The organism is Nonomuraea sp. CX421 (assembly GCF_059358955.1).
In genome coordinates, this window is the sequence record NZ_JCADBK010000040.1 from 23,833 (window position 1) to 45,777 (window position 21,945).

A 21,945-nucleotide genomic window follows, 5' to 3' on the forward strand; every position below is an offset into this window, starting at 1 on the left:
CCGGTTCGGCTGCCTGACGGATCAGGCTTCGTCCTTCTTCGCCTCGGCCGGAGCCTCAGCGGGGGCCTCGGCCGACTCGGCGGCGGGCGCCTCCTTGGCCTCCGCGGCCGGAGCCTCGGTCTCCTCGACCTCGGCGGCCGGGGCCGCGCTCTCCTCGGTCTTGGCCGCGGGAGCCTCGGTACGCGAGACGCTGACCGACTTCAGCGGCTCGGTCACCAGCTCGATGACGGCCATCGGGGCGTTGTCACCCTTGCGCGCGCCAATCTTGGTGATGCGGGTGTAGCCGCCGGGACGCTCGGCGAACGTCGTCGCGATCTCGGTGAAGAGGTGGTGGACGACGCCCTTGTCCTTGACAACGGTGAGCACCTGGCGACGGTTGTGGATGTCGCCCTTCTTCGCCTTGGTGATCAGGCGCTCCGCCAGCGGCCGAAGGCGCTTGGCCTTGGTCACCGTGGTGCGGATCCGGCCGTGGCGGAACAGGTCGGTGGCGAGGTTCGCCAGAATCAGCCGCTCGTGCGCCGGGCTGCCGCCGAGACGCGCGCCCTTGCTGGGCTTGGGCATTTCTCTCTCCTTGGAGTTAACCGCTCCGGCCGTACGAGGTACCGGAGTCGGGGACGGGGGCCGCTCGCACGGCCCCTGTCAGATCAACCAGTCCGCAGGGCCGGGCCCCGCGGAGCCCGCGAGGACCTGGGGCCCGCGCGGGTGAACCTGCTAGTACTGCTCCGTCTCGACGTACGCGCTGTCGTCGTCGTCGTAACCGGCACCGGCCACCGCGCTCGGGTCGAACCCGGGCGGGGAGTCCTTGAGCGCCAGCGACATCTCGTGCAGCTTCTGCTTGACCTCTTCGATGGACTTCGCACCGAAGTTACGAATGTCGAGAAGGTCCTGCTCGCTGCGGGCGACGAGCTCACCCACGGTGTGGATGCCCTCGCGCTTGAGGCAGTTGTACGACCGGACGGTGAGGTTGAGCTCCTCGATCGGCAGCGCCAGGTCGGCGGCCAGAGCGGCATCGGTCGGCGACGGGCCGATGTCGATGCCCTCGGCCTCGACGTTGAGCTCGCGGGCCAGGCCGAACAGCTCAACGAGGGTCTTACCGGCCGAGGCCACCGCGTCGCGGGGCTTCATGGCCGGCTTGGTCTCGACGTCGAGGATGAGCCGGTCGAAGTCGGTGCGCTGCTCGACTCGGGTCGCCTCGACCTTGTACGTGACCTTCAGCACCGGGGAGTAGATCGAGTCGATCGGAATGCGACCGATCTCCTGGCCGGGCTGCTTGTTCTGGGCGGCGGAGACGTAGCCGCGACCGCGCTCGACGGTCAGCTCCATCTCCAGCTTCGCCTTGCCGTTGAGCGTGGCGATGCGCAGCTCGGGGTTGTGCACCTCGACACCGGCCGGAGGCGCGATGTCGGCGGCGGTGACCTCACCCGGGCCCTGCTTGCGGAGGTACATCACGACCGGCTCGTCGTGCTCGGACGAGACGACCAGCTCCTTGAGGTTGAGGATGATGTCGGTGACATCCTCCTTGACCCCCGGAACGGTCGAGAACTCGTGCAGCACGCCCTCGATCCGGATGCTCGTCACGGCCGCGCCCGGAATGGACGACAGCAGCGTGCGGCGGAGCGAGTTGCCGATGGTGTAGCCGAAGCCCGGCTCCAGCGGCTCGATGACGAACCGGGACCGGGTGTCGTCGATCGACTCCTCGAGAAGAGTCGGGCGCTGAGCGATCAGCATCTGTGGGATCTCCCCTTTTCGTGTGGCGCCCGCTATATGACGCCACTCCGATGAACAACCCTGGCCCGCGTGCGGTCTCCCGCACGCGAACCAGCAGGCGAGTGACTACTTCGAGTAGTACTCGACGATGAGCTGCTCCTGGACCTGGGTGTCGATCTGCTGGCGAACCGGCAGCTGGTGAACCAGGACACGGAGCTTCTCGGGCACGACGCCGAGCCAGGCCGGGACCGTGCGGTCGCCGGCGGTGGCGCGGGCCACCTCGTAGGGCAGCAGGTTGCGCTTGGTCTCACGGACCTCGATGATGTCGTGCTCGCGCACGCGGTACGAGGGGATGTCGACCTTCTTGCCGTTCACGGTGATGTGACCGTGACGGACCTGCTGGCGAGCGGCGTCACGCGACTGGGCGAACCCGGCGCGGTAGACGACGTTGTCGAGGCGGCTCTCCAGGATCTGGAGGAGAACCTCACCCGACTTGCCGCTCTTGCCCGCGGCTTCCTCGTAGTAGTTGCGGAACTGCTTTTCGAGGACGCCGTAGATGCGACGGGTCTTCTGCTTCTCGCGAAGCTGAAGCTGGTACTCGGACTCCTTGGGACGTCCGCGGCCGTGCTCACCCGGCGGGTAAGGACGGATCTCGATGGGGCACTTGGCGGACTCGCACTTGCTGCCCTTGAGGAAGAGCTTGGTCTTCTCGCGACGGCAGAGCTTGCAGTCCGCGCCCGTGTAACGAGCCATTTCTCAATATCTCCTGGAATCAGACGCGGCGGCGCTTCGGCGGACGGCAGCCGTTGTGCGGAACCGGCGTGACGTCCTGGATCGAACCGACCTCGAGGCCGGTGGCCTGGAGGGAGCGGATCGCGGTCTCACGGCCGGAGCCGGGGCCCTTGACGAAGACGTCGACCTTGCGCATGCCGTGCTCCATGGCCCGGCGGGCAGCGTTCTCGGCGGCCATCTGAGCGGCGAACGGGGTGGACTTACGGGAGCCCTTGAAACCCACGTGGCCGGCGCTGGCCCAGGAGATCACGTTCCCGTTCGGGTCGGTGATCGAGACGATCGTGTTGTTGAACGTGCTCTTGATGTGGGCGTGCCCGTGAGCGACGTTCTTCTTTTCCTTGCGGCGCACCTTCTTCGGCGCACCCTGACGGCTCTTAGGAGGCATCCTTTGCCTTCACTCCTGAGGTCTTCGGTCCTGCGGCTGCTCGGACTACTACTTCTTACCGGGCTTCTTCTTGCCGGCCACGGTCTTCTTCTTGCCCTTGCGGGTGCGCGCGTTGGTCTGGGTGCGCTGGCCGTGGACGGGCAGGCCCTTGCGGTGCCGGATGCCCTGGTAGCAACCGATCTCGATCTTGCGACGAATGTCGGCCTGGACCTCGCGGCGCAGGTCACCCTCGATCTTGAAGTTCGCCTCGATGTAGTCACGCATCGGAACGAGCTCGGTGTCGGAGAGCTGGTGCACGCGAAGGTCGCCGCTGACACCGGTGGCCTGGAGAATCTCCTGGGCGCGGGTGCGGCCGATTCCGTAGATGTAGGTAAGAGCGATCTCCAGCCGCTTTTCGCGGGGGAGGTCGACGCCAACCAGGCGAGCCATGGTCGGGCATTCTCCTTCGTTGTGGCGGAGGTCTTGCGCCTCACGTCCCCTCCCCATGCCCGGGGTGAGGGCCCCGGCCTCCGACCGGGGGTCTTCTGAACGGTTCGGCTCGCACCGCCTGCTCAGATGTGACGCGCTATTGCTGACTCAGGCTCCTCATGCGTCGAGCCCGCTCCCGTCTGGGGCGGACTCGGAGAAGCCTTGCGGCGACTAACCCTGACGCTGCTTGTGGCGCAGGTTGTCGCAGATCACCATGACGCGACCGTGCCGGCGAATCACCTTGCACTTGTCGCAGATCTTCTTAACGCTCGGCTTTACCTTCATTGTCCTTCGTGTTCCTCAGACGCTCTTACTTGTATCGGTAGACGATCCGCCCACGACTCAGGTCATAGGGGCTCAGTTCCACGACTACCCGGTCGTCGGGCAGGATCCGGATGTAGTGCATCCGCATCCGTCCGCTGATGTGGGCCAGGACCTTATGGCCGTTGTCGAGCTGCACCCGGAACATGGCGTTCGGGAGCGACTCAACCACAGTGCCCTCGATCTCGATGGCGCCGTCTTTCTTGGCCAAAATCCCTCGCGTTTCACTGATCGGTCGTCTGAGGCTCCGGTTCACTAAGCAGCCGCGACCTCACGCTTCGAAGAGAGCGGCGATCGGCAAAGACCGCCGACGCGTGATGAGTCATAGTGAGCCGACTAAGGAGTGTACGACACCTGAGCCAAGAACGCGAAACGCGTGCCAGGTGTCCTGACACAACCACGGATCAGTTTACCCCAAGGCTCCGTACACGTAAGCCATTCGCCGGGTCTCCATACGGTTCGGCCCCGCATGCGTAAGGCCCGCCGGGGAAACCGGCGGGCCTTGCCAGATCGACGACCTGACGAATGCGACCTGGGAGATCTAGTAGATGCGGTGCGACGGACCGCAGTACTTGGAGGGGCTGCCCCAGCAGGTGTAGGTGTAGACCTTCTTGACGCCGCCTCGGGCCCAGGTCTCGCTGTGCGATCCGTTCCACTTCCGGTAGAACTTGTGCCAGCTGCCGTTCGAGTAGTACTTGAACCAGACGTAGCCGTGCTTACTCGTCGACTCCTTGCCGTACCACTTCGTGTAGACCTTGCCGTTCGACTTCCAGGTGTGGCCGTAGTTGTAGGCCTTGTGGTTCGAGGAGTAGTACTTGCCCCACTTGTGGACCGGAGCCGTCTGCGCGGAGACGGGGGCGGCGACGGTCGCCGTGGCGGTGGCGGCCTGGGCGGGAGCGGCGAGGGACAGTCCGGCGGCGATCGAACCGGCGAGGGCTGCGGCCGCAAGGATCTTGCGCATGTGGTTCCTCCAGTGAGTCGGTGCTTCTCGACACCCCTCACGTTAGGAAGGTCCGCAGCTCCGATCTGTGGACGAATGCACACAATGCACTAGTGCACAGTTCACTGCTTCCGCGAGCTTCCACCGCTCCCGAAAATGCTGCTCACCAGCAGCACCGCCCCCCACGGACCCATCACCCACATCGGCCAGGGATAGATCAGATTCCCCGACGTGACGCTGACGATCAGCCAGATCACCCAGTTGATCGAGCTGGCCATGGCCCACGCGCCCCAGGCGGCCTTCATCCCCGAGTGCATCTCCGGCTTCGTCGCGGGACTGGCCGGCACCTTGGCCACCTGACGATGGCGCAGGTCGACGTCGGGAAGATCGGCGGTCAGATGGGCCAGCTCACCGTACGTCTTGCTCTTGTAGAGCTGCTCCAGCCGTTCGTGGAACTCGTCCATCGTGATGCGGCCCTGAGCGGTGTGCTCACGGAGTACGGCCGCCACCCGGTCGCGGTCGACGTCGGAGGCACGCATCTCGGGGGTCTGTGCCATACCCACACTCCAGGCTAGTTCTACAGCTGCGCCAAGCGCTCTTTGCCCCCATCGAGGGCGGTTAGCACCCAAGGACCATTATGTGTCACCGCGACGCTGTGCTCGAAGTGCGCGGAGGGCTTCCCGTCCATCGTCACAACGGTCCAGTCGTCGGCGAGCACGCGGGTCCGGTCGGTGCCGAGGTTGACCATGGGCTCGATGGCCAGGCACATGCCCGCCTCCAGCACCGGGCCCTTGCCGGGCTTGCCGTGGTTGGCGATCCACGGGTCCATGTGCATCTCGGTGCCGATGCCGTGGCCGCCGTACTCCTGCGGAATGCCGAACCTACGGCCCTGCGACCTGACGAACTTCTCGATCTCGTGACCGATGTCCGAGAGCCGGCGGCCCACCTCCAGCGCCGCGATGCCCCGCCACATCGACTCCTCGGTGACCCGCATCAGCTCCGTGAGCTCGGGATCGACCTCGCCGACGCCCACCGTAACGGCGGAGTCGCCGTGCCAGCCGTCGAGGATCGCGCCGCAGTCGATCGAGATGAGATCGCCTTCACGCAGCTTGCGGACGTTGGTCGGGATGCCGTGCACCACCTCGTCGTTGACCGAGGCGCAGATCGTCGCGGGAAAACCCTGGTAGCCCTTGAAGGAGGGGATCGCGCCCTCGTCCCTGATCGCCTTCTCGGCGATGACGTCGAGGTCGAGCGGCGTCATGCCCGGCTCGACCGAGCGCCTGAGCAACTCCAGCGTGCGCCCGACGACAAGACCGGCCGCGCGCATCTTCTCGAGCTGCTCGGCCGACTTGATCTGTATTCCATGTCTGTTCTTCTTGAACACGTTCGGCGAACCCCCAGGGTGTCAACGGGCAGAGGCGGGAGTCTAATTCCCCCACAATAGCCGCGAGGTGGCACGGAATACCGTGCCACCTCCGCAGTCGGTCATCGGAGCTATCCCATGAACGGGCGAATCGCCTCCATGGCTCGCTGAGTGACCTCCTCGACCGGACCCGTCGCGTCGACACCGACGAGGATGCCCTCGTCGGCGTAGTAGGCGATGAGCGGTGACGTCTGCTCCTGATAGACCTCCAGGCGGTGCCTGACGGTGTCTTCCTTGTCATCGTCACGCTGGAACAGGGTGCCACCGCAGGCGTCACACCTGTCGTCCTGCTTGTCGTCGAACTCCACATGCCAGATGCGGCCACACTGGCTGCACGTGCGCCGCCCAGCCAGCCGCCTGACGACCTCGTCGTCGTCGACGACCAGCTCCAGCACCAGGTCGAGCGCCTGGCCCCAGTCTTTGAGCATGTCGCGCAGGATCTCGGCCTGTGCCACGTTGCGCGGAAAGCCGTCGAGCAGAAACCCGTCCTGCGCGTCGTCCTCCGAGAGGCGATCACGGACCATGGCGATGGTGACCTTGTCGGGCACCAGGTCACCGCGGTCCATGTAGGTCTTGGCGAGCTTGCCGAGATCCGTGCCGCCGGAGACATTGGCACGGAAGATGTCACCTGTCGAAATCTTCGGGATGGACAGGTTAGATGCGATGTACTGGGCCTGCGTCCCTTTTCCCGCTCCGGGGGGCCCTACCAGAACGAGACGCACTACCGCAGGAAGCCTTCGTAGTTACGCTGCTGAAGCTGACTCTCGATCTGCTTGACCGTGTCCAGGCCGACACCAACCATGATCAGAATGCTCGTCCCTCCGAACGGGAAGTTCTGGCTAGCTCCGGCCACCGCCAGCGCGACGATCGGGACCATGGAGATCAGACCCAGATAGAGCGCGCCGGGCGCGGTCAGACGGTTGAGCACGAAGCCCAGGTATTCAGCCGTCGGCCGGCCCGGGCGGATGCCCGGAATGAACCCACCGTACTTCTTCATGTTGTCCGCGACTTCAGTGGGGTTGAAAGTGATGGACACGTAGAAGTAAGTGAAGAAGACGATCAAGAGGAAGAAGGTGGCCATGTAGATGGGGGTGTCGCCCGTGGCCAGGTTCTGCGAGATCCACTGCACGACGGCATTGGGGTTCTCGGCGTTGGCGAACAGCGAGGTCACCAACTGCGGCAGGTAGAGCAGGGAGGAGGCGAAGATGACCGGGATGATACCGGCCTGGTTGACCTTCAGCGGGATGTACGTGGACGTGCCGCCGTACATCCGGCGCCCGACCATCCGCTTGGCGTACTGCACCGGAATGCGGCGCTGAGCCTGCTCGACGAAGACCACGGCGGCGATCATGAAGATGCCGACCACGAGGACGACGGCGAAGGTGAACTTGTTCGCCTGGAAGATGTTGGCGAGCTCGGATGGGAAGACCGAGACGACAGAGGTGAAGATCAGGATGGACATGCCGTTGCCGACCCCGCGGTCGGTGATCAGCTCGCCCAGCCACATGATCACAGAGGTGCCGGCGGTCATGATGATGACCATCGTGACGACCGAGAAAATGTCGTCAGGCGCGATCAGCACGTTCTGCTGACAGTTGGGGAAAAGCTGGCCCGAACGCGCCAGCGCGATGAAAGCCGTCGACTGCAGGACACCGAGACCAATGGTCAGATAACGCGTGTACTGCGTGATCTTGGTCTGACCGGACTGCCCTTCCTTCTTGAGCGCCTCAAGACGGGGAATCACGACGACGAGTAGCTGGAGAATGATGCTCGCGGTGATGTACGGCATGATGCCGAGCGCGAACACCGAAAGCTTCAGGAGGGCGCCGCCGCTGAACAGCTGCACCATCCCGTAGATGTTGCCGGTGTCGCCAGTGCGGGCCTGATCGAAACAGGCCGCCAGATTCTCGACGTGAACGCCGGGAGTCGGCAGAACCGAGCCAAGACGGAACAGCGCGATGATGCCCAGGGTGAAGAGCAACTTCTTGCGCAGGTCCGGGGTCCGGAACGCCCGGGTAAACGCGGTCAGCACGGTCCCTCCTGCGCGCCTAAAAGGCGGTGTGAGTATGCGATGTGCGGGGATCTGCGATCTGAAGTCTCAGGTCAACGAGCCGAACAAAGCCAGTCGTCTCGCGAACTCTAACGCACTACGGGCGTGGGAGCCCATTGCCGGAACCCCCACGCCTCGTAATAGCTCTTACAGCTCGGTAACGGAGCCACCGGCTGCGGCGATCTTCTCCTTCGCGGCGGCCGAGAAGGCGTGAGCCTGCACGTTGACCGCGACGGAGATCTCACCCGTGCCGAGCACCTTCACCAGCTGGTTCTTGCGGACGGCACCCTTGGCCACCAGCGTCTCGACGGTGACGTCGCCACCCTCGGGGAAGAGCTCACCGAGCCTGTCCAGGTTGACGACCTGATAGGTCGTCTTGAACAGGGCGTTGGAGAAGCCCTTGAGCTTGGGCAGACGCCTCTGCAGCGGCACCTGGCCACCCTCGAAGCCGAGGGGAACCGTGGTGCGGGCGCGGCTGCCCTTGGTGCCGCGACCGGCGGTCTTGCCCTTGGACGCCTCGCCACGGCCCTTGCGGACCTTGGCCTTGTTGGCGCCCGGAGCCGGACGCAGATCGTGAATCTTGAGCGGAGCCTTGTCAGTCATGACTAGTCGACCTCTTCCACCTCGACGAGGTGCGTCACCACGGAGACCATCCCGCGAATCTCGGGGCGGTCCTCCTTGACGACGACGTCGCCGATTCGCTTCAGGCCAAGCGAACGCAGCGAGTCACGCTGGTTCTGCTTGCCACCGATCTTCGAGCGAACCTGAGTGATCTTCAGGCGTGCCATGACTAGCTCACCGCCTTCGCGGCCGCTGCCTCGGCCATGCCCTCGCGCTGAGCCTTGAGCATGCGAGCCGGAGCCACGTCCTCGATCGGCAGTCCACGGCGAGCCGCGATCTCCTCGGGGCGCGACAGGCCCTTCAGAGCCGCCACGGTGGCGTGCACGATGTTGATCGGGTTGTCGGAGCCGAGCGACTTGGACAGCACGTCGTGGATGCCGGCGCACTCCAGCACGGCGCGCACCGGGCCACCGGCGATGACACCGGTACCGGCGGAGGCCGGACGCAGGAAGACGACACCGGCCGCCTCCTCACCCTGCACGGTGTGCGGGATGGTGCCCTGGATCCGAGGCACCTTGAAGAAGTGCTTCTTCGCCTCTTCGACGCCCTTGGCGATGGCCGCGGGCACTTCCTTGGCCTTGCCGTAGCCGACGCCGACCAGGCCGTTGCCGTCACCCACGACGACCAGGGCGGTGAAGCTGAAGCGACGACCACCCTTCACGACCTTGGCCACTCGGTTGATCTTCACTACGCGCTCGATGTACGAGACGCCCTTGTCGGCGGCGCCACCGCGGCGATCGTCACGACGGTCCCGCCGCTCGCCACCGGTGCCGCCACCGCGACGCGGAGCTGCAGCCATCAGTGGTTCCTCATCTCAGTTGCCATCAGTTGTGATCCCCGGGCCCGCATCAGAACTCGAGCCCGCTCTCACGGGCGCTGTCCGCCAGAGCCGCGATGCGGCCGGCGTAGCGGTTGCCACCGCGGTCGAAGACCACAGCGGTGATCCCGGCTTCCTTGGCCCGCTGAGCGAGGAGCTCGCCGACCTTCTTGGCCTTCTCGGTCTTGTCCGCCTCCAGCGTGCGCAGCGAGGCGTCCATGGTGGACGCGCTCACCAGCGTGTGGCCGACGCTGTCGTCCACGATCTGCACGAACAGGTGACGGGTCGAGCGGTTGACGACCAGGCGCGGACGCTGGGCCGTACCGACGATGTTCTTGCGGACGCGGCGGTGACGACGGGCCCGCGAGACGGTGCGGGCAGCCGTGTGCTTGCCGAACGCAGTCTTCGGAGCCATGCCTACTTACCAGCCTTTCCGACCTTGCGGCGGATCTGTTCGCCCTGGTAACGCACGCCCTTGCCCTTGTACGGGTCAGGCTTGCGCAACTTGCGGATATTGGCCGCGACCTCGCCGACCTTCTGCTTGTCGATGCCGTCCACGTGGAACAGCGTCGGCTTCTCGACGCGGAAGGTGACGCCGTCGGGGGCGTCGATGATGACCGGGTGACTGAAGCCCAGTGCGAACTCCAGCTGCGTCGGGCCCTTGGCCTGGACGCGGTAACCGACGCCGACGATCTCAAGGGTCTTGGAGTAACCCTGAGTGACGCCCTGCACCATGTTGGCGATCAACGTACGGGACAGGCCGTGCAGCGCGCGGACCTTGTTCTCGTCGTTGGGCCGGGTGACGGCGATCGCGCCGTCGTCATCGCGAGCCACGGTGATGGGCTCGGCGACCGTGTGAGAAAGCGTGCCCTTCGGGCCCTTGACCTGGACATCGCGGCCGTCGATCGTGATGTCTACGCCATTCGGCACAGGGATGGGCAGCCGTCCGATTCGTGACATGCTGTGTTCCTCCCCTCTACCAGACGTAGGCGAGGACTTCCCCGCCCACACCACGCTTGCCGGCCTGCTTGTCGGTCATGAGACCGGCCGAGGTCGAGATGATCGCGACGCCCAGCCCTCCCAGCACTCGAGGCAGGTTGTCCTTCTTCGCATAGACCCGCAGACCGGGCTTGGAGACCCGGCGCAGGCCCGCGAGCGACCGCTCACGGGTCGGGCCGAACTTGAGCTCCACCACGAGGTTCTTGCCAACCTTGGCGTCTTCGACGGTCCAAGCCTGGATGTAACCCTCCTGCTGGAGGATCTCGGCGATGTGCGCCTTGATCTTCGAGTACGGCATCGACACGCTTTCGTGGTACGCCGAATTCGCATTACGCAGACGCGTGAGCATGTCTGCGATGGGGTCGGTCATCGTCATGGCCAGTGGCCTTCCTCGCCGCGGTTTCCAGTCGGCCAAGCGCGATGCTCTGCCGGTGGACCTTCGGCGTGGTCATGGGCACTCTCGTCGAGAGCACCCGGAATCTGATTTCTGAATATGTACGGCTGGCGCACCGTCGGGGACGGCCCTGCGCGAACGCAGCCCGCCCCCAAGGGTAACTACCAGCTGGACTTGGTGATGCCAGGCAGCTCGCCCCGGTGTGCCATTTCGCGGAAGCACACGCGGCAGAGCCCGAACTTCCTGTAGACGGCGCGGGGCCGGCCACAGCGGGTGCACCGGGTGTAGGCCCGGACCTCGAACTTCGGCTTACGCTTCGCCTTGGCGATCAGCGACTTCTTCGCCATGATCAGGCCTCCTTGAAGGGGAACCCGAGGAGCTTCAGCAGCGCCCGGCCCTGTTCGTCGTTCTTCGCGGTGGTCACGACCGTGATGTCCATGCCCCGCGGCCGGTCGACCTTGTCCTGGTCGACCTCGTGGAACATGACCTGCTCGGTCAGTCCGAAGGTGTAGTTGCCGTTGCCGTCGAACTGCTTGGGCGACAGACCGCGGAAGTCCCTGATGCGGGGCAGAGCCAGCGACAGCAGCCTGTCGAGGAACTCCCACATCCGGTCGCCGCGAAGCGTGACGTGCGCGCCGATCGGCATGCCCTCGCGCAGCTTGAACTGCGCGATGGACTTGCGGGCCCGGACGACGGCCGGCTTCTGGCCGGTGATCACCGTGAGGTCGCGGACAGCGCCCTCGATGAGCTTCGAGTCGCGAGCCGCCTCGCCGACACCCATGTTGACCTTGATCTTCACCAGGCCGGGGATCTGCATGACGTTCTCGATGCCGAAGTCCTCACGAAGCTGGGCCGCGATCTCCTCGCGGTACTTCGTCTTGAGGCGCGGCGTCGGACGCTCGGTCTCAGTGGTCGTGGCAGTCATCAGCTGTCCTCACCCGTCTCGTCGGCCTTGTCGGCCTTCTTGTCGGCGGGCTTGTCCGCGGGCTTGTCGTCCTTGAGCTTCTTCACGTTGCTCACGTGGATGGGAGCCTCCATGGTCTGCACGCCGCCGGTCTTGGCGCCGCGCGGACCCTGGTGGGTCTCCTTGGTGTGCTTCTTGATCATGTTGATGCCCTCGACCACCACGCGGTCCTCGCGCGGGTGAGTCGCGATCACACGACCCTTGGCACCCTTGTCCTTACCGGCGATGACCTGGACGAGGTCACCCTTCTTCACATGCAGCTTCGGCATTACAGCACCTCCGGCGCGAGCGAGATGATGCGCATGAACTTCTTGTCGCGCAGCTCACGGCCCACCGGGCCGAAGATACGGGTGCCGCGAGGGTCGCCGCTGTCCTTGATGATGACGGCGGCGTTCTCGTCGAAGCGGATGTAGGAGCCGTCAGGCCGGCGGCGCTCCTTGACCGTGCGGACGATGACGGCCTTGACCACATCGCCCTTCTTGACGCCCGTGCTGCCGGGCAGCGCGTCCTTGACAGTGGCGACGATCACGTCGCCGATACCGGCGTAGCGTCGGCCCGAGCCACCGAGAACACGGATGCAGAGAATCTCCTTGGCACCCGTGTTGTCGGCGACCTTGAGCCGCGACTCCTGCTGGATCACGTTCACTCCTGTTAGTCGCGCCGGTTCTCATCTCTGAGCCTGGCGGAACCTGCTGTTGTCTTGTTCCTCCGGCCACAGCCCCGGGGGGCCGCACCGCAGGCGACGCGAGCCGTCGTGGCCTCGCGTCCTTGGACACCGTCATGGGGGGTGTCTCCACCCCCCACGAGGCGCGGTATATATCCGAGAAGGCGTTACTTGGCCTTCTCGAGGATCTCGACGACCCGCCACCGCTTGGTGGCGGAGAGCGGACGAGTCTCCATCAGGAGCACGCGGTCGCCCACGCCACAGGCGTTGGCCTCGTCGTGCGCCTTGTACTTGGTCGTACGGCGGATGACCTTGCCGTACAGACGGTGCTTGACGCGGTCCTCGACGGCGACGACGACGGTCTTGTCCATCTTGTCGCTCACGACCAGGCCCTCACGGACCTTGCGGAACTTCCGCGCGTCGTTCGTCTCGGTGATCTCGGTGGTCTCGGTCTCAGCCATCGCTCGTCTCCTTCTCGACCGTGATGATGCCAAGCTCGCGCTCGCGCATCACGGTGTAGATACGGGCGATCTCGCGGCGGACGGCACGCAGCCGCCCGTGGCTCTCCAACTGTCCGGTCGCTGCCTGGAAGCGGAGGTTGAACAGCTCCTCCTTGGCTTCCTTGAGCTTCTGGACCAGGGTGTCCTGGTCCTCCACCCGCAGCTCGCCGGCGGTCAGGCTCTTAGCCATCACGCCTCACCCACTTCACGCTTAACGATCTTGCTGGTTTCATCGGCGCTGCATGGGGAGCTTGTGGTTCGCGCAGCGAACATCAGGCGTCACCAACTTCACGCTTAACGATCTTGCACTTCATGGGGAGCTTGTGGATGGCGCGAGTGAGTGCCTCACGGGCAATCGGCTCGGCGACACCAGAAAGCTCGAACATGACGCGCCCCGGCTTGACGTTGGCGATCCACCACTCGGGCGAACCCTTACCGGAGCCCATGCGGGTCTCGGCCGGCTTCTTGGTCAGCGGGCGGTCGGGGTAGATGTTGATCCACACCTTTCCACCACGCTTGATGTGACGGGTCATCGCAATACGAGCCGACTCGATCTGGCGGTTGGTCACGTAGGAGTGCTCAATCGCCTGAATGCCGAACTCGCCGAACACGACCCTGGTGCCGCCCTTGGCGGCGCCACTGCGGTCGGGCCGGTGCTGCTTGCGGTGCTTGACCCTGCGCGGGATCAGCATGGTCAGCTCCCTTCAGCACCCGGCTGCGCAGCCGGGCCGGTCTCAGGGGCGGCCTGCGCGGCCGCCTCGGTCCTGGGGGCGCGCTCGGTGCGGCCACCGCCACGGCGAGCGCCACCGGCGCCACCACGACGGGGACGGTCGCCGCCGCCACCCCTACGGTCGTCACGCTCGCGACGCTGGCCGGCACGAGCACCGGCGGCAGCCGCCTCACGCTCGGCGCGGCTCGTCGGAGCCTCACCCTTGTAGATCCACACCTTCACGCCGATGCGGCCGAAGGTGGTGCGGGCCTCGTAGAAGCCGTAGTCGATGTCCGCGCGCAGCGTGTGCAGCGGCACACGACCCTCGCGGTAGAACTCCGACCTCGACATCTCGGCGCCGCCCAGACGACCCGAGCACTGGACCCGGATGCCCTTGGCGCCGCTCTTCATGGCCGACTGCATCGCCTTGCGCATGGCGCGGCGGAACGAGACACGGCTGGAGAGCTGCTCGGCGACACCCTGCGCGACGAGCTGGGCGTCGATCTCGGGGTTCTTCACCTCGAGGATGTTGAGCTGAACCTGCTTCTTGGTCAGCTTCTCCAGGTCGCCGCGAATGCGGTCGGCCTCGGCGCCGCGGCGGCCGATGACGATGCCCGGACGCGCGGTGTGGATGTCGACCTGGACGCGGTCGGTCGTACGCTCGATCTCCACCTTGGAGATGCCGGCCCGCTCCATGCCCTTCTGCAGCATGCGACGGATCGCCACGTCCTCAGCGACGTACGACTTGTACAGCTTGTCGGCGTACCACCGGCTCTTGAAGTCGGTCGTGATGCCGAGGCGGAACCCGTGCGGGTTAACCTTCTGGCCCACTATCGGGTCCTTCCCTTCGGCTCGCGGGACTCCACGATCACGGTGATGTGGCTCGTCCGCTTGTTGATCCGATAGGCACGACCCTGGGCACGCGGACGGAACCGCTTCAGCGTCGGGCCCTCGTCGACCCACGCGCGGCTCACGACGAGCGACTGCGGGTCGAGATCGAAATTGTGCTCTGCGTTCGCCATGGCGCTCGAGAGCACCTTGAAGATCGGCTCGCTCGCCGACTGGGGAGCGAACTGCAGCACGGCCTGCGCCTCCGAAGCGGGCAGCCCGCGAATAAGGTCCACCACGCGGCGGGCCTTCTGGGGCGTGACGCGGACGAACCGCGCCTGAGCCCTGGCTTCCATCGCTTACTCCTCTTACTTCTGAAGGCTGTTCATCGCCGGCTGCGGCGGTCATCCTTGACGTGGCTGCGGAAGGTGCGCGTGGGCGCGAACTCTCCCAGCTTGTGGCCGATCATCGACTCGGTGACGAACACCGGGACGTGCTTGCGGCCGTCGTGTACGGCGATCGTGTGCCCGAGCATGTCCGGCACGATCATGGAGCGCCGCGACCACGTCTTGATGACGTTCTTGGTGCCCTTCTCGTTCTGGGCGTCCACCTTCTTGGCGAGGTGGTCGTCCACGAAGGGACCCTTCTTAAGGCTACGTGGCATTTCGGCTGCTCCTACCGCTTCTTCCTCTTGCTACGACGACGGATGATCAGCCGGTCGCTGGACTTGTTCGCCTGGCGGGTGCGGCCCTCGGGCTTGCCCTTCGGGTTCACCGGGTGGCGACCACCGGAGGTCTTGCCCTCGCCACCACCGTGCGGGTGGTCGACGGGGTTCATCGCGACACCGCGGACGGTCGGGCGCTTGCCCTTCCACCTCATGCGGCCGGCCTTGCCCCAGTTGATGTTGGCCTGCTCGGCGTTGCCGACCTGGCCGACCGAGGCCCGGCAGCGCACGTCTACCATGCGCATTTCGCCGGACGGCATACGCAGCGTGGCGTACTGGCCTTCCTTCGCGAGCAGCTGGATCTGGGCGCCCGCGGAACGGCCGAGCTTGGCGCCGCCGCCCGGACGGAGCTCCACCGCGTGGATGAAGGTACCGGTCGGGATGTTGCGCAGCGGCAGGCAGTTGCCCGGCTTGATGTCGGCCGCGGGGCCGTTCTCGATGCGGTCACCCTGCTTGAGGCCCGTCGGCGCGATGATGTAGCGCTTCTCGCCGTCGGCGTAGTGGAGCAGAGCGATGTTGGCAGTGCGGTTGGGGTCGTACTCGATGTGAGCGACCTTCGCCGGAATGCCGTCCTTGTCATGCCTCCGGAAGTCAATGATCCGGTAGGCGCGCTTGTGACCGCCGCCCTGGTGGCGTGCGGTGACCCGGCCGTGTACGTTGCGGCCGCCCTTGCCGTGAAGGGGCGCAAGCAACGACTTCTCGGGCGTGCTGCGGGTGATCTCGGAGAAGTCCGAGACACTCGACCCGCGGCGACCCGGGGTCGTCGGCTTGTACTTACGGATGCCCATCTTTTTCGTTCATCCTTCGTCGGTTACATGGGTGAGCCCGCCGCACCGAAATGCGGCGGTCTCCGCCCTTACGGACCGTACGGCCCGCTCAACTTCTATGGCTGCTAGCCGATCTGACCGAAGATGTCGATCCGATCGTCCCCACCCAGGCTCACGATCGCGCGCTTGGTGTCGGGTCGCTTGCCGAAACCGGTGCGGGTGCGCTTGCGCTTGCCCTGCCGGTTGATCGTGTTCACGCTGGTGACCTTGACCCCGAAGATCTGCTCGACCGCGATCTTGATCTGGGTCTTGTTCGCGGTCTTCTTCACCAGGAACGTGTACTTGTTGTTCTCATCGATCAGGCCGTAGCTCTTCTCAGAGACGACCGGCTTGATGATGACGTCGCGCGGGTCGGAGACCCGGACCAGACGGCCCTTGGACTTCTCGGCGGCCTGGGCGACGTCCTGCTGGTCGTTGTTGCCTTCCATCAGGCGTCTTCCTTCCCGCCCTGGCTCAGCCGCGCCACGACCTGGTCGTACGCCTCCTGAGTGAAGACCACGTCGTCGTGGCAGAGCACGTCGTAGGTGTTGAGCTGCCCGACGTCCAGCAGGTGGACCTCGGGAGCGTTGCGCAGGCTCATCCAGGTCAGCTCATCGGCCTCGTCGACCACGACGAGGACGGTCCTGGACTGGGTGATCTTGCGGAGGGCCTGCAGCGCCGACTTGGTCTTCGGCGTCTCACCGGTGACCAGACCGCTCACCACATGCACGCGACCGCCGGCCGCCCTGTCGGACAGGGCGCCACGCAGAGCGGCGACCTTCATCTTCTTGGGCGTCCGCTGCGAGTAGTCACGCGGAACCGGACCGTGGACGACGCCACCGCCGGCGAACTGCGGCGCGCGGGTCGAACCCTGACGGGCCCGGCCGGTGCCCTTCTGGCGGTACGGCTTCTTGCCACCGCCCCTGACCTCACCACGGGTCTTGGCCTTGTGGGTGCCCTGCCGGCGAGCGGCGAGCTGGGCCACGACCACCTGGTGGATCAGCGGCACGTTGACCTTGGCCCCGAAGATGTCCTCGGGCAGGTCGACGGTGCCGGCCTTGGCGCCGCTGGCGTCGAGGACGTCAATACTGCTGGTCACTTGGCAGCCCCCTTCTTGGCAGCGGTGCGGACGAGGACCAGGCTGCCGTTGGCGCCGGGGATCGCACCCTTGATCAGGATGAGGCCCTTCTCGGCGTCGACGGCGTGAACCTTCAGGCTCTGCACGGTGGTGCGGACGTTACCCATCCGACCAGCCATGCGAAGCCCCTTGAATACGCGGCCCGGGGTGGCGCAGCCACCGATGGAACCCGGCGAGCGGTGCTTGCGCTGCGTACCGTGCGACGCGCTCAGGCCCTTGAAGCCGTGACGCTTCATGACACCGGCGAAGCCCTTGCCCTTGCTCTTGCCCGTCACGTCGACGAACTGGCCGGCCTCGAAGGTGTCGGCCAGCAGCTCCTGGCCCAGGGTGTAGTCGCTCGCGTCGTCGGTGCGGATCTCCGCGAAGTAACGGCGCGGGGTGATGTCGTGCTTACGCAGGTAGTCGCCGAGCGGCTTGTTGACCTTCCGGGGGTCGACCTGCCCGAAGCCGAGCTGGACGGCGGAGTAGCCGTCCTTGTCAGCGGTGCGGACCCGGGTCACCACACACGGACCGGCCTCGACCACGGTGACCGGAACCATCCGGTTGTCCGCGTCGAAGACCTGGGTCATGCCGAGCTTCTTGCCCAGGACGCCCTTGATCGTCTTAGCCATGTCAGTGTGTCCCTCAGAGCTTGATCGAAATGTCGACGCCCGCGGGGAGGTCGAGCCGCATGAGCGAGTCAACCGTCTTGGGCGTCGGGTCGATGATGTCAATCAGCCGCTTGTGCGTGCGCATCTCGAAGTGCTCGCGGCTGTCCTTGTACTTGTGCGGCGAGCGGATGACGCAGTACACGTTCTTCTCGGTCGGCAGCGGCACCGGGCCCGCGACCTTCGCGCCAGTCCGCGTCACCGTCTCGACGATCTTCTTGGCCGAGCTATCGATGACCTCGTGGTCATAGGCCTTAAGCCGGATGCGGATCTTCTGTCCCGCCATAATGGCCTCGGTGTCCTTCGCTGTCGTCTGAAAAAGTATCGTGCGGCCTGTTGCCGCTGTTCATGCGGGTCGGTGCCCGCACGACCCCACGTGACAGACATTCCGAATCTGTCGTGTCTTCCGTGATCCGGCAGTCACTTCGGCAGCTGCCGAAGCCACTGCGAGATCACGGCTTTCCTGTGGAGCCAGGTGACGGGAGCCGTGTCGGCTCCTGCCCTTCGTGGTGTGGCGGTCGGTCCCGATACCGGAGCCGACCGCCACTCCGCGATCGAACTACTTGATGATCTTGATGACCCGGCCGGCGCCGACGGTGCGGCCACCCTCACGGATCGCGAACTTCAGGCCTTCCTCCATGGCGATGGGCTGGATCAGCTCAACGCGCATCTCGGTGTTGTCGCCCGGCATGACCATCTCGGTGCCCTCGGGGAGGTTCACCACACCAGTCACGTCAGTCGTACGGAAGTAGAACTGAGGACGGTAGTTGTTGAAGAACGGCGTGTGACGGCCGCCCTCGTCCTTGGACAGGATGTAGACCTGACCCTCGAACTCGGTGTGCGGGGTGGTCGTGCCCGGCTTGATGATGCACTGGCCACGCTCGACCTGCTCGCGCTTGATGCCGCGGAGCAGCAGGGCGGCGTTGTCGCCGGCCTGACCCTCGTCGAGCATCTTGTTGAACATCTCGATGCTGGTGACGGTGGTGGTCGTCTTCTCCGGCTGGATGCCGATGATGTCGACCTGCTCGTTGACCTTGACGATGCCACGCTCGATACGGCCGGTGACGACCGTGCCGCGACCGGTGATCGAGAAGACGTCCTCGACCGGCATGAGGAACGGCTTCTCCACCTCACGGGGCGGCTCGGGCACGTTCTCGTCGACGGCGTCCATCAGCTCGATGATGCTGTCGGCCCACTTCTCGTCGCCCTCGAGCGCCTTGAGCGCCGAGACGCGGATGACCGGCAGGTCGTCGCCGGGGAACTCCTGAGCGGACAGGAGCTCACGGACCTCGAGCTCGACGAGCTCCAGGATCTCCTCGTCGTCGACCATGTCGGACTTGTTGAGGGCCACGACGATGTAGGGGACGCCGACCTGGCGGGCCAGGAGGACGTGCTCCTTCGTCTGCGGCATCGGGCCGTCGGTGGCGGCGACCACGAGGATCGCGCCGTCCATCTGAGCGGCACCGGTGATCATGTTCTTCACGTAGTCGGCGTGACCGGGGCAGTCCACGTGAGCGTAGTGGCGCTTCTCGGTCTGGTACTCGACGTGCGCGATGGAGATCGTAATACCGCGAGCCTTCTCCTCCGGCGCCTTGTCGATCTTGTCGAAAGGCGTAGCCGCGTTCAGGTCGGGGTAACGGTCGTGGAGCACCTTGGTGATCGCCGCGGTCAGCGTGGTCTTACCGTGGTCGATATGCCCAATGGTGCCGATGTTCATGTGCGGCTTGTTCCGCTCGAACTTGGCCTTGCCCACTGGTTCTCTCCTTGAGATTCTGACTGACTTTCGTCTGCACACTCGGGCCCGGGTGTTCCCGAACCCCTCGGCGGCGGGGCGAACGTGTGTCGCCCCGCCAGGGGCCGAGGCCCCTCTGACGGGCGGGCGCCGATCGCTCGGCGCCCCTCCGTTGGGGTCCCGGGACTATTCGCCCCGGGCCTTCGCGACGATCTCCTTGGCGATGCCCGGAGGCACCTCCGCGTAGGAGTCGAACTGCATGCTGTAGCTCGCGCGCCCCTGCGTCTTGCTACGCAGGTCACCCACGTAGCCGAACATCTCAGACAGCGGCACGAGCGCCTCGACGACTCGGGCTCCGGCCCGCTCGTCCATCGCCTGGATCTGCCCGCGGCGACCGTTGAGGTCACCGATGACGTCACCCATGTAATCCTCGGGCGTGGTGACCTCGACGGCCATCATCGGCTCGAGAAGAACAGCGTCAGCCTTGCGCGCGGCCTCCTTGAAGGCCATCGAGCCGGCGATCTTGAAGGCCATTTCCGAGGAGTCGACGTCGTGCGCGGCACCGTCGGTCAGCGTCACCTTCACGCCCACCATCGGGTAGCCGGCCAGCACGCCGAACTCGGCGGCCTCCTGGGCGCCCGCGTCGACCGAGGGGATGTACTCCCTCGGGACCCGACCACCCGTGACCTTGTTCTCGAACTCGTAGCCGTCGTTGCCTTCGCCCAGAGGTTCGAGGTTGATGATCACCCGCGCGAACTGACCGGAACCACCGGTCTGCTTCTTGTGGGTGTAGTCGATCTTCTCCACCTTGCGGCGGATGGTCTCACGGTACGCGACCTGGGGACGGCCGACGTTGGCCTCAACCTTGAACTCGCGACGCATGCGGTCGACGAGGATCTCAAGGTGAAGCTCGCCCATGCCCCAGATGACCGTCTGGCCGGTCTCCTCGTCACGACGGACCTGGAAGGACGGGTCCTCCTCGGCCAGCCGCTGGATCGCGATCGACAGCTTCTCCTGGTCGCCCTTGGTCTTGGGCTCGATGGCGACGTTGATGACCGGAGCCGGGAACGTCATCGACTCGAGCACAACCTGGTTGGCCGGGTCGGACAGGGTGTCACCGGTGGTGGTGTCCTTCAGACCCATGACAGCCACGATCTGGCCAGCGATCGCCGACGGGCGCTCTTCGCGCTTGTTGGCGTGCATCTGGTAGATCTTGCCGATCCGCTCCTTCTTACCCTTCACAGAGTTGATGACCTGTGAACCGGTCTCGAGCGTGCCCGAGTAGATGCGGATGTAGGTGAGCTTGCCCAGGTGCGGGTCGCTGGCAATCTTGAACGCCAGCGCCGAGAAGGGCTCGGCCGGGTCCGCGTGACGCTCGATCACCTTCTCCTCGTTGCCGACCGCGTAGCCCTTGAAGGCCGCGATGTCGGTCGGCGCGGGGAGGTAGGCGACGATCGCGTCGAGCAGGGGCTGCACGCCCTTGTTCTTGAACGCGGTCCCGCACAGCACCGGGTTGATGGCGCTGGACAGCGTCGCGCGGCGGATCGCCGCGGTCAGCTGCTCCTCGGTGGGCTCAGCGCCCTCGAGGAAGAGCTCCATCAACTCGTCGTCGTTCTCGGCGACGGTCTCGATGAGGCGGTCACGCCACTCGCGAGCTGCCTCGGCGTGGTCGGCCGGGAGGTCGACGACGTCGTACATCTCGCCCTTGGCCGCCTCGGCGCTCCACAGGAGGCCCTTCATCGTGATGAGGTCGATGACGCCCTTGAAGTCCGCCTCGACGCCCCACGGGAGCTGAATGACCGCCGGCGTGGCACCCAACCGGCTGATCATCATGTCGACGCAGCGGTGGAACTCCGCGCCGACGCGGTCCATCTTGTTGACGAAGCAGATCCGGGGGACCTCATAGCGGTCAGCCTGGCGCCACACCGTCTCTGACTGCGGCTCGACACCCGCGACGCCGTCGAACACGGCGACGGCACCGTCGAGGACACGGAGCGAACGCTCCACCTCGATGGTGAAGTCGACGTGCCCAGGGGTGTCGATGATGTTGATGGTGTGACCGTTCCACTCACAGGTCGTCGCGGCCGACGTGATCGTGATGCCGCGCTCCTGCTCCTGCTCCATCCAGTCCATCGTGGCTGCGCCCTCGTGGACTTCACCGATCTTGTAGTTGATGCCGGTGTAGAACAGGATGCGCTCGGTCGTGGTGGTCTTGCCCGCGTCGATATGGGCCATGATCCCGATGTTTCGGACCTTGGCCAGGTCAAGAGCGGTCGTGGTGGCCACTTCTCTCGCGTCCTCGTCGTCTCGTCGAAC

At 65.4% G+C, this 21,945-nt stretch carries 35 protein-coding genes; all 35 read right to left on the minus strand.

Going from position 1 to position 21,945, the window contains the following annotated elements:
- Positions 1-21 precede the first annotated feature (21 nt).
- Positions 22-561, minus strand: a complete 540-nt coding sequence (rplQ, locus tag AC5L3X_RS37960) for a 50S ribosomal protein L17 (RefSeq protein WP_189126372.1) — start codon at positions 559-561, stop codon at positions 22-24.
- Between the two features lie 150 nt (positions 562-711).
- Complete coding sequence (locus tag AC5L3X_RS37965; protein ID WP_189126373.1) at positions 712-1,728, minus strand: DNA-directed RNA polymerase subunit alpha; 1,017 nt, start codon at positions 1,726-1,728, stop codon at positions 712-714.
- Between the two features lie 105 nt (positions 1,729-1,833).
- Positions 1,834-2,460, minus strand: coding sequence for a 30S ribosomal protein S4 (gene rpsD, locus AC5L3X_RS37970; protein ID WP_189126374.1), 627 nt, complete (start codon positions 2,458-2,460; stop codon positions 1,834-1,836).
- A 19-nt stretch (positions 2,461-2,479) separates the two neighbouring features.
- Entirely contained in the window at positions 2,480-2,884 is a 405-nt protein-coding gene (gene rpsK, locus AC5L3X_RS37975) for a 30S ribosomal protein S11 (protein ID WP_020542285.1), read from the minus strand.
- A 48-nt stretch (positions 2,885-2,932) separates the two neighbouring features.
- Positions 2,933-3,313 carry a 30S ribosomal protein S13 gene (gene rpsM / locus AC5L3X_RS37980; RefSeq protein ID WP_125644650.1) on the minus strand — a complete coding sequence of 127 codons (381 nt, stop codon included), beginning with the start codon at positions 3,311-3,313 and terminating at the stop codon, positions 2,933-2,935.
- A gap of 210 nt (positions 3,314-3,523) precedes the next feature.
- Positions 3,524-3,637, minus strand: coding sequence for a 50S ribosomal protein L36 (rpmJ, locus tag AC5L3X_RS37985; protein WP_003956441.1), 114 nt, complete (start codon positions 3,635-3,637; stop codon positions 3,524-3,526).
- A gap of 25 nt (positions 3,638-3,662) precedes the next feature.
- A complete protein-coding gene (gene infA, locus AC5L3X_RS37990; RefSeq protein WP_012887858.1) occupies positions 3,663-3,884 on the minus strand; it encodes a translation initiation factor IF-1 in 222 nt (73 codons plus the stop codon).
- A 330-nt stretch (positions 3,885-4,214) separates the two neighbouring features.
- Entirely contained in the window at positions 4,215-4,634 is a 420-nt protein-coding gene (locus tag AC5L3X_RS37995) for a hypothetical protein (protein WP_494863562.1), read from the minus strand.
- A gap of 101 nt (positions 4,635-4,735) precedes the next feature.
- The gene (locus AC5L3X_RS38000) at positions 4,736-5,170 is read right to left on the minus strand and encodes a DUF1707 SHOCT-like domain-containing protein (RefSeq protein WP_494863564.1); all 435 of its coding nucleotides are present in this window, start codon (positions 5,168-5,170) and stop codon (positions 4,736-4,738) included.
- 20 nt (positions 5,171-5,190) lie between these two features.
- Positions 5,191-5,997, minus strand: a complete 807-nt coding sequence (gene map / locus AC5L3X_RS38005; RefSeq protein WP_189126377.1) for a type I methionyl aminopeptidase — start codon at positions 5,995-5,997, stop codon at positions 5,191-5,193.
- Between the two features lie 110 nt (positions 5,998-6,107).
- Entirely contained in the window at positions 6,108-6,758 is a 651-nt protein-coding gene (locus tag AC5L3X_RS38010; protein WP_189126378.1) for an adenylate kinase, read from the minus strand.
- Entirely contained in the window at positions 6,758-8,068 is a 1,311-nt protein-coding gene (secY, locus tag AC5L3X_RS38015; protein WP_494863566.1) for a preprotein translocase subunit SecY, read from the minus strand. The genes AC5L3X_RS38010 and secY overlap by 1 nt, the downstream gene beginning before the upstream one ends.
- Positions 8,069-8,233: 165 nt before the next feature.
- Positions 8,234-8,689 (minus strand): 50S ribosomal protein L15, encoded by a 456-nt coding sequence (rplO, locus tag AC5L3X_RS38020; RefSeq protein WP_189126380.1) that lies wholly within the window; start codon positions 8,687-8,689, stop codon positions 8,234-8,236.
- 2 nt (positions 8,690-8,691) lie between these two features.
- On the minus strand, positions 8,692-8,874 hold the full coding sequence (gene rpmD, locus AC5L3X_RS38025; protein WP_080043226.1) for a 50S ribosomal protein L30: 183 nt from the start codon (positions 8,872-8,874) through the stop codon (positions 8,692-8,694).
- A gap of 2 nt (positions 8,875-8,876) precedes the next feature.
- The gene (gene rpsE / locus AC5L3X_RS38030) at positions 8,877-9,506 is read right to left on the minus strand and encodes a 30S ribosomal protein S5 (RefSeq protein WP_189126381.1); all 630 of its coding nucleotides are present in this window, start codon (positions 9,504-9,506) and stop codon (positions 8,877-8,879) included.
- A gap of 49 nt (positions 9,507-9,555) precedes the next feature.
- Complete coding sequence (rplR, locus tag AC5L3X_RS38035) at positions 9,556-9,939, minus strand: 50S ribosomal protein L18 (RefSeq protein WP_189126382.1); 384 nt, start codon at positions 9,937-9,939, stop codon at positions 9,556-9,558.
- A 2-nt stretch (positions 9,940-9,941) separates the two neighbouring features.
- Entirely contained in the window at positions 9,942-10,484 is a 543-nt protein-coding gene (gene rplF, locus AC5L3X_RS38040; RefSeq protein ID WP_189126383.1) for a 50S ribosomal protein L6, read from the minus strand.
- A gap of 16 nt (positions 10,485-10,500) precedes the next feature.
- Entirely contained in the window at positions 10,501-10,899 is a 399-nt protein-coding gene (gene rpsH, locus AC5L3X_RS38045; protein WP_106253393.1) for a 30S ribosomal protein S8, read from the minus strand.
- Between the two features lie 179 nt (positions 10,900-11,078).
- Entirely contained in the window at positions 11,079-11,264 is a 186-nt protein-coding gene (locus AC5L3X_RS38050; RefSeq protein ID WP_189126384.1) for a type Z 30S ribosomal protein S14, read from the minus strand.
- 2 nt (positions 11,265-11,266) lie between these two features.
- Positions 11,267-11,842 carry a 50S ribosomal protein L5 gene (rplE, locus tag AC5L3X_RS38055; RefSeq protein ID WP_189126385.1) on the minus strand — a complete coding sequence of 192 codons (576 nt, stop codon included), beginning with the start codon at positions 11,840-11,842 and terminating at the stop codon, positions 11,267-11,269.
- Entirely contained in the window at positions 11,842-12,150 is a 309-nt protein-coding gene (rplX, locus tag AC5L3X_RS38060) for a 50S ribosomal protein L24 (RefSeq protein ID WP_436838736.1), read from the minus strand. Before rplX ends, rplE begins: the two co-directional genes overlap by 1 nt.
- Complete coding sequence (gene rplN, locus AC5L3X_RS38065; RefSeq protein ID WP_026214151.1) at positions 12,150-12,521, minus strand: 50S ribosomal protein L14; 372 nt, start codon at positions 12,519-12,521, stop codon at positions 12,150-12,152. The genes rplX and rplN overlap by 1 nt, the downstream gene beginning before the upstream one ends.
- Positions 12,522-12,712: 191 nt before the next feature.
- Positions 12,713-13,006, minus strand: a complete 294-nt coding sequence (rpsQ, locus tag AC5L3X_RS38070; protein ID WP_189126387.1) for a 30S ribosomal protein S17 — start codon at positions 13,004-13,006, stop codon at positions 12,713-12,715.
- Complete coding sequence (gene rpmC / locus AC5L3X_RS38075; protein ID WP_189126388.1) at positions 12,999-13,235, minus strand: 50S ribosomal protein L29; 237 nt, start codon at positions 13,233-13,235, stop codon at positions 12,999-13,001. The genes rpsQ and rpmC overlap by 8 nt, the downstream gene beginning before the upstream one ends.
- Positions 13,236-13,317: 82 nt before the next feature.
- Positions 13,318-13,737, minus strand: a complete 420-nt coding sequence (gene rplP / locus AC5L3X_RS38080) for a 50S ribosomal protein L16 (RefSeq protein ID WP_189126389.1) — start codon at positions 13,735-13,737, stop codon at positions 13,318-13,320.
- A 2-nt stretch (positions 13,738-13,739) separates the two neighbouring features.
- Positions 13,740-14,585 (minus strand): 30S ribosomal protein S3, encoded by an 846-nt coding sequence (gene rpsC / locus AC5L3X_RS38085; RefSeq protein ID WP_494863572.1) that lies wholly within the window; start codon positions 14,583-14,585, stop codon positions 13,740-13,742.
- Positions 14,585-14,938, minus strand: a complete 354-nt coding sequence (gene rplV / locus AC5L3X_RS38090; RefSeq protein WP_189126391.1) for a 50S ribosomal protein L22 — start codon at positions 14,936-14,938, stop codon at positions 14,585-14,587. Before rplV ends, rpsC begins: the two co-directional genes overlap by 1 nt.
- A 29-nt stretch (positions 14,939-14,967) precedes the next feature.
- Entirely contained in the window at positions 14,968-15,246 is a 279-nt protein-coding gene (gene rpsS, locus AC5L3X_RS38095) for a 30S ribosomal protein S19 (RefSeq protein WP_189126392.1), read from the minus strand.
- Positions 15,247-15,257: 11 nt separating this feature from the next.
- Positions 15,258-16,094 (minus strand): 50S ribosomal protein L2, encoded by an 837-nt coding sequence (rplB, locus tag AC5L3X_RS38100; protein WP_189126393.1) that lies wholly within the window; start codon positions 16,092-16,094, stop codon positions 15,258-15,260.
- Positions 16,095-16,198: 104 nt separating this feature from the next.
- Positions 16,199-16,561 carry a 50S ribosomal protein L23 gene (rplW, locus tag AC5L3X_RS38105; protein WP_372459743.1) on the minus strand — a complete coding sequence of 121 codons (363 nt, stop codon included), beginning with the start codon at positions 16,559-16,561 and terminating at the stop codon, positions 16,199-16,201.
- On the minus strand, positions 16,561-17,211 hold the full coding sequence (rplD, locus tag AC5L3X_RS38110; protein ID WP_189126394.1) for a 50S ribosomal protein L4: 651 nt from the start codon (positions 17,209-17,211) through the stop codon (positions 16,561-16,563). Before rplD ends, rplW begins: the two co-directional genes overlap by 1 nt.
- On the minus strand, positions 17,208-17,861 hold the full coding sequence (rplC, locus tag AC5L3X_RS38115; RefSeq protein WP_189126395.1) for a 50S ribosomal protein L3: 654 nt from the start codon (positions 17,859-17,861) through the stop codon (positions 17,208-17,210). The genes rplD and rplC overlap by 4 nt, the downstream gene beginning before the upstream one ends.
- A gap of 13 nt (positions 17,862-17,874) precedes the next feature.
- Positions 17,875-18,183: a 30S ribosomal protein S10 gene (rpsJ, locus tag AC5L3X_RS38120; RefSeq protein ID WP_012887830.1), complete on the minus strand. Its 309-nt coding sequence runs from the start codon at positions 18,181-18,183 to the stop codon at positions 17,875-17,877.
- Positions 18,184-18,456: 273 nt separating this feature from the next.
- Positions 18,457-19,650 (minus strand): elongation factor Tu, encoded by a 1,194-nt coding sequence (tuf, locus tag AC5L3X_RS38125; protein WP_189126396.1) that lies wholly within the window; start codon positions 19,648-19,650, stop codon positions 18,457-18,459.
- Between the two features lie 165 nt (positions 19,651-19,815).
- On the minus strand, positions 19,816-21,864 hold the full coding sequence (gene fusA / locus AC5L3X_RS38130) for an elongation factor G (RefSeq protein WP_494863586.1): 2,049 nt from the start codon (positions 21,862-21,864) through the stop codon (positions 19,816-19,818).
- Positions 21,865-21,945: the final 81 nt, after the last annotated feature.